This is a genomic window from Maritimibacter alkaliphilus HTCC2654, from assembly GCF_000152805.1.
In the GTDB taxonomy this organism is placed as follows: Bacteria; Pseudomonadota; Alphaproteobacteria; order Rhodobacterales; family Rhodobacteraceae; genus Maritimibacter; species Maritimibacter alkaliphilus.
Genome location: NZ_CH902578.1, coordinates 2,678,352 through 2,691,621, shown reverse-complemented (window position 1 = coordinate 2,691,621; position 13,270 = coordinate 2,678,352). Strand labels below are relative to the sequence as shown.

General features: G+C 63.3%; 10 protein-coding genes. 3 read left to right on the top strand and 7 right to left on the bottom strand.

The window, feature by feature from the left end; genetic code table 11:
- Window positions 1-2 precede the first annotated feature (2 nt).
- The 3 genes from RB2654_RS14020 to RB2654_RS14010 all read right to left on the bottom strand — a co-directional run bounded on the left by RB2654_RS14020 (window position 3) and on the right by RB2654_RS14010 (window position 5,336).
- Window positions 3-3,419, bottom strand: a complete 3,417-nt coding sequence (locus RB2654_RS14020) for a calcium-binding protein (protein WP_161600695.1) — start codon at window positions 3,417-3,419, stop codon at window positions 3-5.
- Between the two features lie 124 nt (window positions 3,420-3,543).
- Window positions 3,544-4,203, bottom strand: coding sequence for an ABC transporter ATP-binding protein (locus RB2654_RS14015; protein ID WP_040884910.1), 660 nt, complete (start codon window positions 4,201-4,203; stop codon window positions 3,544-3,546).
- Window positions 4,203-5,336 (bottom strand): KpsE/RkpR family capsule polysaccharide export protein, encoded by a 1,134-nt coding sequence (locus RB2654_RS14010; protein WP_148912502.1) that lies wholly within the window; start codon window positions 5,334-5,336, stop codon window positions 4,203-4,205. Before RB2654_RS14010 ends, RB2654_RS14015 begins: the two co-directional genes overlap by 1 nt.
- Window positions 5,337-5,478: 142 nt before the next feature.
- Here RB2654_RS14010 and RB2654_RS14005 point away from each other — a divergent pair, with 142 nt between their 5' ends.
- A complete protein-coding gene (locus RB2654_RS14005) occupies window positions 5,479-6,291 on the top strand; it encodes an ABC transporter permease (RefSeq protein ID WP_148912501.1) in 813 nt (270 codons plus the stop codon).
- A 175-nt stretch (window positions 6,292-6,466) separates the two neighbouring features.
- Here RB2654_RS14005 and RB2654_RS14000 read toward each other — a convergent pair whose 3' ends face one another.
- On the bottom strand, window positions 6,467-7,345 hold the full coding sequence (locus RB2654_RS14000; RefSeq protein ID WP_040884908.1) for a methylenetetrahydrofolate reductase: 879 nt from the start codon (window positions 7,343-7,345) through the stop codon (window positions 6,467-6,469).
- 11 nt (window positions 7,346-7,356) lie between these two features.
- Window positions 7,357-8,733, bottom strand: coding sequence for an aminomethyltransferase family protein (locus tag RB2654_RS13995; RefSeq protein WP_040884906.1), 1,377 nt, complete (start codon window positions 8,731-8,733; stop codon window positions 7,357-7,359).
- Between RB2654_RS13995 and RB2654_RS13990 the strand changes: the two genes are divergently transcribed.
- Both RB2654_RS13990 and cobF read left to right on the top strand, forming a co-directional pair.
- On the top strand, window positions 8,678-10,045 hold the full coding sequence (locus RB2654_RS13990) for a LysR family transcriptional regulator (RefSeq protein ID WP_083783397.1): 1,368 nt from the start codon (window positions 8,678-8,680) through the stop codon (window positions 10,043-10,045). The genes RB2654_RS13995 and RB2654_RS13990 overlap by 56 nt on opposite strands.
- A gap of 73 nt (window positions 10,046-10,118) precedes the next feature.
- Window positions 10,119-10,886, top strand: coding sequence for a precorrin-6A synthase (deacetylating) (gene cobF / locus RB2654_RS13985; protein ID WP_040884902.1), 768 nt, complete (start codon window positions 10,119-10,121; stop codon window positions 10,884-10,886).
- Window positions 10,887-10,908: 22 nt separating this feature from the next.
- Here the strand turns inward: cobF and RB2654_RS13980 are convergent, their stop codons facing one another.
- The gene (locus RB2654_RS13980) at window positions 10,909-11,484 is read right to left on the bottom strand and encodes an invasion associated locus B family protein (RefSeq protein WP_040884900.1); all 576 of its coding nucleotides are present in this window, start codon (window positions 11,482-11,484) and stop codon (window positions 10,909-10,911) included.
- A gap of 47 nt (window positions 11,485-11,531) precedes the next feature.
- A complete protein-coding gene (locus RB2654_RS13975) occupies window positions 11,532-13,175 on the bottom strand; it encodes a ShlB/FhaC/HecB family hemolysin secretion/activation protein (protein ID WP_040884898.1) in 1,644 nt (547 codons plus the stop codon).
- Between the last annotated feature and the right edge of the window lie 95 nt (window positions 13,176-13,270).

Sequence of the window (13,270 nt, the reverse complement as noted above, 5' to 3'; positions counted from 1 at the left end):
CATCAGTCGAAAATGATGTCGCCCTTGTCGAAACCGCCATTGGTGAAGTCGACCAATTCAACCTGTTCGTTCCCCCACTCGATGAAGGTGCTCCCCCCCGACGTGTGAACCGACACCATGGACCGCGCGACGTTGTGCAGCACGATCCGGTCGGACATCGAAAAATCCATCACCTTGTCCCGGTCGTCCCAGCGCCAGAACTCGAACCTGTCCGCGCCCGACCCACCGTAGAGGATGTCATTCCCCAGCCCACCGACCAGCTTGTCGTTCAAGCCGTCCCCGAAGAGGCGGTCATTTACACTGTCCCCGCGCAAAAGGTCTGCACCCCATCCCCCGCGCAGCGTGTCGTTTCCCCAGCCCCCATAGAGCCTGTCGACGCCGACACCGCCTTCGAGATAGTCCGCGTGGCCGTTTCCGAACAGGATGTCGTTGTGGGTGCCACCGTAAATCCGGTCAGCACCGTCTCCGCCCCAGAGGAAGTCATTCAGACCTCCGCCATAGAGCCGATCATTGCCGGAATCGCCCCACAGACGGTCCACGCCCCATTCGCCATAAATCACGTCACTGCCCCAGCCGCCGTGCAGCCTGTCGATGCCGACGCCGCCATAAACGGTGTCGTTGTGGCCGCTGGCAAAAACAACGTCGTGACCGTCACCGCCATAGATGCGGTCATAGCCCGTGCCTCCGTCGATCCAGTCGTTCATCCCGTCGCCATGAATGACGTCGTTGCCGGATTCGCCATAAATCCTGTCTTCACCCCAGCCTCCGCGGAGCGTGTCGTTCCCCCAACCGCCCCAGATGGCGTCGATTCCGATGCCGCCGTAAATCTTGTCGTCGTGCCCATGCCCCTTGAGGATGTCGTGCCATGCCCCGCCGTAGAGAATGTCGTCGCCATTGCTGCCCCACAGCACGTCGCGCAACTCGCCGCCATACATGACGTCATCGCCGTCCCCGCCAAACAGACGGTCGAAGCCGCCCTCACCGTGAAGCTCGTCATCCCCATCGCCGCCATAAACGAGGTCCGCGCCATCGCCGCCGACCAGCCGGTCGCGACCGCCGTCCCCGTAGATCAGATCGTCGCCGCCATCGCCGATGAAATGGTCGTCGCCGTCCTGCCCCCACATGGTGTCGTCGCCGTCTTCGCCGTGCGCCACGTCGTCGCCGCTGCCACCTTCCATCAGGTCAATACCGGCCCCGCCAAGCAGATGATCGCTGCCCGACCCGCCGAAGATCTCGTCATCGCCATCGTCACCGCGCAGCTGATCGTTTCCGGACGCGCCCCACAGAATGTCCGCGCCCCGGCCGCCGAACAGGATGTCATGACCCGCCCGGCCCCCAAGCCGGTCGTCGCCATCGCCGCCGTCGATCTGATCGTCCCCGTTGCCGGTCGTGATGGTGTCGTCCCCGTCCTCGCCGTAGACCACGTCATTGTCGCTGGGGCCCTCGTCGTCGCCGTCGAGATAGGTGTCGTTCCCGGCGCCGAGCCACGCCTCGTCGGCCCCGGCGCCACCCGTCACGGTATCGTTCCCGCCACCGGCCCGGATCAGGTCGCGCCCCGTTCCGCCATCGACATCGTCGTCGCCGAGGCCCATGAGCAGCGTGTCGTTCCCGGCACCGCCGCGCACGACATCGCCGTCGAGCGCCGTGCTCGCATCCTTGTCGTCGAAGATGTCGTCGCCGTTGTCGAGGTAGATCGTCTTGCGACCGGCACCGCCATCGACCCGGTCGTTGCCTCCGCCCGCGTGAACCACATCATCGCCCGTGGACAGCGCGATCATTTCGGAGCGGGAACTGCCGGTAACCAGGTCGTCGCCATCCGTGTCGCCAAGGTCGTAGCCGAACGCGATATCCGGTTCTTCGTCCAGTTCACCGTCCCACTCCGGGAAGTCGTAACCGGACAGGTCCATCGCGCGATCCGGCGTCTTTCGCACGGCATTACGGACGGCTGAGGCCGACAGCGGAGTGCCGTCGTAGGATCTGAGCACCAGCACCTCATCGCGCCACGTCACGACCGCGCCGTTTGCGTTCGGCACGACCGTCAGGGCGGCCGGGTCGTAAAAGAAGGGCCATGACGACAGGTCGAGCGTATCGACGTCAGGGTCGAAATCCATGATCCGGTCTTCGGTCCGGTCGTCCCGCAACACGAAAACGTCCGCGCCCGCACCGCCCGTCAGAATGTCCAGCCCGGCCCCATCCACGAGGGTATCGTCACCATTTCCCGCCGAAATCGTGTCTGATCCGGCCCCACTGACCAGTATGTCGTCCAGCCCGCCCCCCAGAAGAGACCCACCGGACGTCTGCGTGCGGTGCTGCTGGCCGCCCTGATCCGACAGGTCATAGGTCAAGCGTGTCAGCCCTCCTACCTCTTCGCTCGCGACGAACAGGTTGAGCGTGTCTGCGATGATCCCGCCCGAGATCGCCGTCACGTCGGCGAGCGCGGCCTGCCCGCCTGCCCCATCCGTCCACGTGTTCTCGATCGCGTCGAGGAATTGAAGCTGACCGCCGGGCAGCAGGACGAAAAGCGAAACGCCATCATCCGCCCCGCCCGCGGCGACGTAGACCCGGCCGTCATGTTCGACCGTGGCGATGTCGGTGACGCCCCCGAACCGGGTGTCCAGATTGTCGGTGACATGATCCGTGCGGGTCAGCGTGCCGTCGGGTGCGACGTGAAACACCGTGAGCGCACCGTTCATGCCCTGCGCCGATGCGAGCACGAGGTAGCTTTGCCCGAGGACTTCGACCACCTGCATGTCGGTCGGGTCCATGATGCCGATGCCGTCCTCCGGCCCTGCGGTATCCGCAAGAACTGGGGTGCCCGCCGTCGTCACGAAACTGGTGACACTGTCCTCACCAGCGTCCCCGGCAATGACGATCTGCGCGCCGCCGACCGTGGCCGTCGTAACCGACGTGACATGCGCAAGGTGGATGTCCTCGTCGTCGGACAGCACGGTCATGCCAGACAGCGCCCCGGACCCGCCACGAACGGCGAAACCGAATGCGCCCGAGGCATCGGCAAAGGCCACGCTGTCGATCCCGACCGAAAGATCGGTGATGCGCCCCAGATCTGTTCTCAGGCCGGAATAGGATGAGATCGTCCCGACCTGCCCCGCATCCGTGACGGAATAGGCACTCAGGGCACCTGTCGTCACCGACCCGAACAACGCTTCGATCCCGCCTCCCGGCGCATCGTCGAGCGCGATCACATCCCCGGTGCCGGAAATCCAACCCGCGTTATAGACGACCTGATCGACAAGCCCGACCATGCCGGTCGACACAGTCCAGCCTGCAAGACCCCCGTTCCGACCTGAATGGCTGAACAGCGTCAGACCGGAGCCTTTGGGCACGATTTCAAGATCGGTGATCCCGATGTCCAGCGCATCGATACCCGATGCGAAGTGACCTTGAACGATGATAGCCATATCCACCCCCAGCGCATTGGCAGGGATGGAATCGCGCAAAGGCATGGCGCCCGGCGGCACGCAAATGTGGCGCCTGCGCGAACTTCGTTTTCAATTCTCGTAAGTGTTTACAGTTGGTTAGGCATCAACTGCGGGCCATATCCCATTCGTGCTGTTCGATCGCGTCGTCGATGTCGTCGAAATATCGCGCCCGTCCGCCCGCAAGCACCATCCCGGCGTCACAGGAGGCGCGCAGCTCATCCATATTGTGACTCACCATGATCGCGGACGATCTGGCCAGACGATCTCGCAAAACCGCGCGGCTCTTTCGCTTGAACGACGCATCGCCCACCGCGGTCACCTCATCCACCAGATAGGTGTCGAAGTGGATGCCCATGGCCGTCCCGAACGAGATGCGGGAGCGCATACCGGAGGAGTAAGTCTTGAATGGCATGTAGAAGTGGTCGCCAAGCTCGGAAAAGTCGTGCACGAACTCCACCAGCTCGTCGCTGTCGACGCCATAGACCCGCGCGACGAAACGCACGTTCTGCACCCCCGTCATGTCCTTGTGAAAGGCCGCGCGCAGCCCGACCGGCCACGAAATCGTGCCCTCGGTCCTGACCTCTCCCGCGTCGGGTTTCACCGCACCCGACAGGATCGACAACAGTGTCGACTTGCCCGCCCCATTGCGCCCGAGGAGGCCAAGCGACACCCCGGCAGGCACCTCGAAGTCAAGGCCGTCCAACACCAGCTTGGGCCTGCCTTTGACCATGTAGGACTTGGTGATCCCAATCCCTTGCAGCATCAGCCGCGGTCCCGGATCGAGTAATAGATCAGCACCACGAGCGCCCACCCCAAACACAGGAACAATAGCGAGACGAGCATGATCTGTTGCCGTTTCGGATAGATCGGTGCCTCGGCCAGTGTCGGAAGCGCATAGGCCGCCAGATACCGGCTCTGTCGGGCAGCGCTTGCCTTGGCGGCGTCGAGTTGGGCGAGAGCGGCGCGGTAGGTCTCTTCCGCATATTCGCGGTCGACCGTCAGGCTTTCATACTCGGCGATCAGGGCCGGATACCCCTCGACCCCGACATAGGACTGGTCGGAGGCGAAGGCCTGTCGCTCATCCGCCAGCCGATCCCGGATCACGTCGATCTTGCGCTCGGCCTGCACGACCGTCGGTGCCTGTTCGCCCGCCGACTGAACGAGAAGGTCGTATTCGACCAAGGCCTGAGCAAGTTGTTGTTGCAGCGACGTCTGTACCCCCATCCGGGCTTCCAGATCGGTTTCCGGGTCGACGATCTGGGTCCGGGTGCGAAAGTTCACCAGCGCCTCGCGCGCCGACTTGAGCCGTGCAAGGCCAAGCTCCACATCGGCTTCGGCCGCCATGACCAGATCGTCGCGGGCCGCGGCGTTCAGGTCGTTGACGAGGCTTTGGCTCTCTTCCAGCACCGCCCGCGCCACGGACTGCGCAAAGGCCGCGTCGAACGCGCGAAGTTCGAGGCCGATAAGACCCGTCGCCTGATCGTAGTCGATGGTGACGATCCGGCCCCAGTAGGCGTGCAGATCCTCGATCGTGCCACCCGGGCGCAGCGCGAACACCGGGTCGGTCGCGTGAAACGCCGCGTAATGCGACCACATGTCGAGCCGCTCATCGACCCGCGCCACCAGGCCCTGACTGCGAATGAACTCGTTAAGAATTTCGCCGTCCAACGCGCCACCGGCGGCTGTCGGACCCGCCAGTTGCGCAAGTCCACCCAAGAGCGCCTGCGTCTGCCCCTGATCCTCTTGCCGGACAGTGAACCCGACGTGGGACGCGAACTGATCGACCGCCCGGACATAGGTATACCAGCCGATCACCGCCAAGGGCAGCAGCACGATCAATACGAATGACAGGAGAAGACCGACATGCCGCCGTTTCCGGCGGGCCGGTCCTGCCATCGGGCGCACGATGACATCGGGGCCGGCTGCGGATCGTGACTTTGCCGAATCCTCGGGCACGCGGCGCCTTTCTACCTTGCGTTGAACTATTGCCTCTCCTTCTACATACTCGCGCGCATCGGCGCCAGAATTCGAGACCCTCTTGTCGGCCAGCGATATCACGAACCAGCCAAGCGCACCTGCGAAACGCTCGTTCCCGACGCTTCGCACGGTCGGCGCGCTTGTTCTCAGGGAAATGTCGGCACGCTACGGCAAATCGCCCGGGGGCTACCTGTGGGCGTTCACCGCACCGTTGCTGATGATCGTCGCGCTGACCTTCGCCTTCGGCTTCCTGCAAAAAACGCCGCGCCTCGGCACGTCCTTCATCATGTACTACGCGTCCGGGCACCTCGTCTTCGCGATCTTCGGACAGGTGAGCGGCCCTATCACGACAGCCCTCAAGTTTTCACGCCCATTGCTCAAGTTCCCGACCGTGATCTGGCTGGACACCGTGCTCGCGCGGTTCCTGCTCAACGCATTGACGGCCACGGTCGTGTTTTTCCTTCTGCTCTTCGGGATCGCCTCTGTCTCGGGCCACGGGCTTCGCTTCGACCTGACCCCGGTTCTGTGCGCGGTCGGCCTTTCGGTGATGCTTGGCGCCGGTTTCGGCGTGTTCACCTGCTGGCTGTTCATGGAACTGCCCATCGTCGCGCGCCTGTGGGGCTTCGCGTCGCGCCCCCTATTCATCATCTCCGGCGTGCTGTTCCTGTACGAGGATTTCCCGGACGATGTGCAACAGGTGCTTTGGTGGAACCCGCTCATCCACATCACCTCCCTCGCCAAGTCGGGCATTTTCCCGAAGTACGATCCGACGTGGGTTTCACCGCTTTTCGTGGTGACATTGGCGCTGATCCTGACGGTGTCGGGCCTGTTCATGCTCAAGCAACACCATCAGCGCCTGCTGAACGGCGACTGATCTTCTTCGGTCTGAAAATACCTCGGGGAGTTTGAGGGGCAGCGCCCCTCATCCGCATGGCTTTTCGGGAACCGAAAAGACGTGCTTCCCAAGCGTGCGCCGCCCGGCGCACTCAATTAAAAAGCCCGCCGCCCTCGAAAGCGCCGGGCTTCGGGTCAGAACAGGCCAGACCCGTTCAGCCGTTTTCGCGGATATATTCGGCGCTGTTCTTGATTCCGCCCAGCGGGAACACGTGCACCTTGTCGATCAGGCTGTCCGGATTCTCGGCCTTGTAGGCCGCAAGGTCGGTCAGCACCTCCGTCGGCTCGAACGGCTTCAGAAGCTTGGTGAGATCCTTCGCGCGCTTTTGCAGCACGTTCAGAGACGGGCCGACACCGCAGGCGATGGCGTACTTGATGAGGGTCTGAAGCTTCGCCGGGCCCGCGACACCGGCATGGATCGGCATCGTGATACCATCGGCCTCGAGCCGCTCGGCCCAGTCGATCATCGGCTGCGCGGCGAAGACGAACTGGGTCGTCAGCGCCATGTCGATGCCGGAGCGGTCGGCATAGGCCTGCTTCCAGCGCACGGCCTCGTCCACATGGGTGGTGGTTCCCTTGGCGTCGATGTCACCGTTGCCCTCGGGGTGACCCGCGACGTGCAGACGCTTGAACCCGTCGAAGTAGCCCGTCTCGATCAACTGGATCGAGCTGTCGAGCTTGCCGACCGGCGTAGTGGGCGAGCCGCCCAGAAGCAGCGCCTGTTCGACACCGGCCTCCGACACGTAACGGTCGATCCAGTCCTTGAGCTCGGCGGTGTCCTTCATGATCCGCGCGGGGAAGTGCGGCATGACCTGAAACCCGCCTGCGGCGAGGCGCTTGGCGGTGTCCACCATCTCTTCGATCGGCGTGCCCTCGATATGGGCGATGTAGACACGGGTGTTCTCCGGCAGGATCGCCGTGAAATCCTCGACCTTCGCCGCCGTGCGCGGCATCACTTCGATGGATACGCCCTCGAGAAACGCCGCCAGTTGGGCGCCCGCAGGACGGTTTTGCATCATGTTCACCACAGCCATCGGTCCTCTCCTCAAGTCTGCTTACGATATGTCTCGCGGACCGCATCATGGATGGGCCACGGGTGCACTTCGGTCTTCACGTCGATCTGACGGTGCCGCTCGACGGTCGGTTTAGACGATCCGCCATCCGGTTCACCCCACGTTACCGTCACTTCAGTGCCGGTTTCCGCCACGTCGGGATCGAGCACGGCGAGGCTGATCCAGGCCCGTTCGTTCGCCGAATAGGCCGGCGCGATCGAGATACCTACGGTACGGCCGTCTTTCGTCACCAGATCATAGGGGTAGCTCGCGTAATGCGCGGCGGGGAAATCCATGTTCTTCGTCGGCAGGTCACCATCGTCCATGTAGCCCGCGTTCACCTTGAGCACGTCGTCGGCATCCCAGACCAGCGTCATTTTCTTGCGCTGGGGCTGCTCCGCCATCTTCTCAAGCGCCGCGCGCCCGATGAAATCATGGTCGAACTTGATGACCCGGCCATAATCCACGTCCCACGGAGTCATGTAGTAGTCTTCGATGTTCCCGGTCTTCATGGACCCGCCAAGGGTCGAGAGCGCCTCGAACGACGTGGCCTTGAGCCACTGGCGATAGGGCTTCATCTTCTCGCCGGTGTAGATCGCCGGAACGACGCTCGGCACCCAGCCGGACTCGGCTGCGGCGGAGGCATAGGCGCGGCTGCCCACCAGACGCAGGCCGTATTTCTCGCCCACTTCCATGAGCCGTGCTTTCACCTTGTCGCCGTCATCGAACGGCCCCCAGATCTCAAGCCCCTGCGCACCGCCCATGCCGTGCGACAGCGTCTGGCCCTTGCAGCCCGCGATGGTGATCTCGCCCATGTTGAAGAACTTGGTGGTCAGCGGACCGCCCTCGTTCACCTCGTTCAGCAGGTCGAGCGCCTTGGGCCCCTGCACTTCGTAGCGGTAGGTCAGGCGGCGGTTGTCGGGATCGTCCAGCTTGCGTTCGTCGCGGGTGCAGACAACGTCATATCCGCCGGTCTCGGCGTGGAACTGCACCCAGTTCGGCACGATGGGGCGGCCGACGATATTCACTTCGTCGTCTTCGAGGCCGAACACGATGGAGTCGCCGATAAGGTAGCCGTCGTGGTTCACGCAGACGATCTGCTTGGCCTTGCCCTTGCCGAACTTGGCATAGCTGTTGACCGAGATATCCGAGAGCAATTTCATCACATCCGGGCCCTTCACGTAGAGGTCGGTCATGTGGAAGCTCTGGTTCATCAGCGCCACGCCTTCACGCCAAGCGCGCTGCTCTTCGGCCCAGTGGGTGTATTCGCTCTCGATCGGGAACGGATAGCGGCCCATCTGGTTGTCGTAGAGCATGGCGAACGGGCTTTCGTGCCCTGCCAAGCGGTCTTCAAGCGTCTTTGCGCTCATTTGCGCGTCCTCCCATAATCCTCAAAGCGGATATAATGTCGGCCATCGGGTTTCGCTTATGCGCATATTGTATATGCGGCTTCATTTTACTTATAACTTATGCGTGTCTGGAAACTCAGCCATCCTTTCAGCCCGGCAGGTTCGGGTGATCCGGGCCTTGTCCGAGCATCGGAGGCTCTCGGAAGCTGCCGAATCGACAGCCATGTCGCAGCCTGCGTTCTCGCGCACCCTGAACAGTGCCGAGGGCCAGTTGGGGGTCGCCCTGTTCCAGCGTGGCTGGTCCGGGTCCGAGCCGACGGCCCTCGGCGAGATCGTGATCGACCAGTGTCGCCGGATCACGGCCGAGTTCGAGACGCTGGAACGCGGCGTTTTGGGCCATGACGGGCCGCTGCGGTTTCCGAGCCTCGCGCGTTGGCGCCATTTGCGTGCCGTGTCCGCCGTCGTCCGCCATGGCACGGCCTCGGCCGCCGCAAGAGCATTGGGTGTCAGCCAACCCGCCATAAGTCAGTCCCTGCGGGACATCGCAGGCTACGTGGCGCCGACCCTTTTCATTCGGCGCAAGGCCGGGATGGAACCGACGGAAGCTGCACGCGCGATTGCGGCGCTTTGGGATCGCATCAACGCCGCGCTGAACGACATCCCCGCGCTTCTGGCCGACACGGGCGACTCGCTCCTCGGGCGCATATCGGTGGGAATGCTCCCGTTCTCGGGACAGTCGCTGGTCCTCGAGGCATTCGGCGAGATCACGCAGGCCCATCCGCGGGTTCAACTCGTCGCGATTCCGGGTGGCTACGACACGCTTGTCGAGGCACTTCGGCGCGGCGAAATCGACCTTATCATCGGCGTCCTGCGCAATCCGTCGCCTTTTCCCGAAATGGTCGAAAAGCATCTCTATTTCGAGGACTACATGATGATCGCGCGGACGGATCACGCGATACACGATCACAGGCCTTCGATGGCCGAGCTGGCCAAGGAACAATGGATCGTGGCGCCTCACGGAACCCCGATCCGTGGTTTCTTCGACCGGATGTTCCGGGCCGCCGGAACCATCCCACCGGCGCAATCCGCCGAAATGTTCTCGTTCTCGAACGCCGAACAGATGATCGTCGCCAGCCGTTCGATCGCCCTGTTGTGCTACGGGAAATCCGGCCTCAGGAACCTCCCGACCGCTTTGAAGCCGGTCGACATCCGCCTGCCCGGCGCCCGCGTCTCGATCGGCGTCACACGCTATGGCGAAGAGCCGCCGAACGAGGCGATTTCGACGTTTCTGGATATCCTTGCCCGCAAGATCGCAAAGGCCGGCGAGGATTGACGGCACGCCACCCACCTTGACGCGCCCCGCCAAGGACGCTGAAAAGGCGCGACGGATCGACAGGGGCCGAAGAATGAAACGTAATTTGATGGTGATCGGGATCGGTGCAGGGAACCCGGAATACGTCACTGTTCAGGCCGTGAAAGCCCTGAACAAGGTTTCGGTCTTCTTCATCCCGAACAAGGGTCAGGACAAGGCCGACCTGCACCATCTGCGCCGCGAAATCTGTGACCGTTACATCGAAGGGTCGAACTACCGTCTCGTCGATTTCGACATCCCGGAACGCGCCAAGGATGGGGTCTACGCCACCGACGTTGCGGCGTGGCGGGCCGAGGTGCGCGCGATCTATGAGCGGCTCATTGTCGAGGAGTTGGGCGCGGGCGAAATCGGCGGCTTCCTCATCTGGGGTGACCCATCGCTTTACGACGGCACGATGGGAATTCTGGATGCCATCACAGCCGCCGGACAGGTCGAACTGGAGTACGAGGTCATTCCCGGCATCAGCAGCGTCTCGGCGCTGGCGGCCCGGCACAAGGTCGCTTTGAACAGGATCGGGAAGTCGTTCACCGTCATGTCGGGCCGACAATTGTCGCAAGGTATGCCAGATGACGGCGGAAACGTGGTCGTCATGCTCGACTCGCGCGATGCCTTTCGCGACCTAGACGGGGATCTGGAGATCTATTGGGGCGGATACGTCGGGACCGAGGACGAACTCCTCGTGTCAGGCAAATTGCGCGACGTTGCGGAAGACGTCGCGCGAACCCGCAAGGACGCCCGCGCGCGCAAAGGCTGGCTGATGGACACCTATCTGCTGTCGCGACCCTCGGACGACGGGGAATGATCCGACCGCCCGTCGGAGGGCGTCACTTGATGGTGGCGGCCTTGAGTGCGGTCATCCCCTCACCGATCCCGCTCAGGTCCATACGGAAAATCAGGGGTTCGGACCGCAGGTTCGGGCGGTAGCCCGCGACGACCCCCTCTTCCGACGCCGCGTATTCTTCGAGCTTCGTCAGGTCTTCGGTCAACAATGCCTCACAGACATCGGCCGAACAGGATTGCCAGACGAATTCGGCCCGCTCTTCGCTGTCGGACGGTTTGAAGGCGAAGCCCGACGGGAAATACACGCCATTCGGAACCCGCGCGGCAAGGAAGCTTTGTTCGCCGTCTGCGGACCAGAACGCAAGAACTTCGGCGAGAAAGGCGTTGTCCGACGTCCGCACGAGACGTTGCGAGAGCACGCAGGCCGTCTCGCCGACCGCCACGGCCTCACAGGTGACGGTCCAGGCGCCGAAGCGTTGGCCGTTCGCGATGCGCACGGGCGCGGTTTCTTCTGCCGGGGCGGCTTCGACGTTCTCAGTGGTGTCGTCCTGCGACATGGCCAGACCCGGCAACAGGCTGAACGCAAGGATCGCCGCGAATTTCGTAATCTTCAGTGCCATGCCCCGGATCTCCCTGTTCCGTGTGTGTTGTGCGTTCGACCCGAACCTCAGAAATTGACCGAGATCGAACCGCCGATTGTCGGCGCCGCGCTGGGCGTGGCCCAACCGACGATTCCCGTGGTGAGGGGTTTGGCGATGTAGATATCGCCGAAGACGTTGTTACCTTGGGTGAAGCTGGTACCGACCCCGATCGAACTGGCAAGACCAAGGGGCGCACGGGTGCTGTCGAAGGCCTGCCCGACGTCACCGAAAACGAACGGTCGGACCCCAATGGAACCGCCAAGCGCGAAGGGCGAGGACTTTTCGATCTGGAACCGCGCGACATATCCGCTGTCACCGACCGACAGGTTCGTAGGGTAACCGCGCACGGCGGCAGGGCCGGTCACCGCGAAGGTGTTCCATGTCGGCATGACGCCGGACACGCCATACTGGCCCGAGACCGAGAGTGACGCAAAGATGTGCTCGCCCAAGGACAACGCGCCCAGCGCGGACCCCGACACGGCGACATAGGTGTTGCCCGTCGTGGCGAAGACCGCATCCGAATAGGTGCCGGCGGTGACCTGACCGGACGCCGAAACGCTCCATCCCTCGCCGTTGATGTAGCCCGTCACCCCTGCGGTGCCTTGCGGACCCCAGGCGTTCAGCGTCTGGACACCGAGAAGCGAAGACCGCTCCCAGTTGTATGCGCCGTTCACGAAGAGCGAAATCCCACGCTCGGCGGAGGCGAGGACGGGCAGAGTGAAGCTGGCATTCGCCGACCGCGTGCGCCCGGTCACGAGCGGCCCTATGACCGAGCGTGAATTGGTGCCGAGCAGGCTGAGGGAAACGCGCCCGCCATTGGGCAGGACGACCCGTGAATAATCGACGGTTCCGGTCAACGACCCTTGCCGGATCAGGGCGGCGACGGTCAGCGGATCGTTCCAGCCCGTGACACCGTTGATCGTGTGGCTCACGCCAAGCTGCGCCCGGCCGAATGCGGGCGATCCGTAGTTGTCGAGCGTGATGGTCGTGGCGTGGCGCTGGATGTCCGGCACATTCACCACAACGTCCACGGTGTTCTCGGCCGAAGGTGCGTAGTCATAGGACAACGGCCAGCCATCCGTCGCCTGGAGCCGCGCGATGCGTGGGTCGATCTTGCGGTCGTCCGCAAGCTCGCCTTTCGGCAATTGCAGACGGAAGTCCAGATAGCGGTTCGAGACGATATTGGTCCCGCCTCGCGTCGCGCCGATGACCGGTTCGTAAAAGGCCACGTTCAGGACGCCGCCCGAAATGTTGTAGGGGATCACCCGGGCCGAGCGGATGCCGCGATCCCGGTACATCTGCGTCAGAGCTTCCGCCAAGGCCTGAGCCGAACCGTTGCCGTATCGACGCCCGACAAGCGCCGCCTTGGCCGCCGCGATGTCCTCCGGTGCGAGATAGGCCGAACCGTTCTGGAAGCGGATGTCCCGAAGCACGAAGCCGGACGGGGCGCGTTGTGTCGTCGTGGCGGTCTGAGTGGTCGTCTGCGGCTCTGCTGTCTGGTTCGCCGCCTCAGCGGCCACCTGCGCCTCGGACGAGGTGTCGGGCGTGCCTGTGTCCTGCTGGGTGTCGACCGCCGCGCCTTCGTCGAGATCGAGATCCTGTGCGACGAGGCCCGGCGCGGATGCGCACAACCCAAGGGCTGCGGTCAGGGCGAGGATGGAAATTCTCATTTTTCTTTTCCGAAGATCTGGGAGGCCTCAATCCCCTGTGGATAACTCATTCCGGCCATTCTGACGACGCCCTTCAACCAGTTGAAATAGAAGCG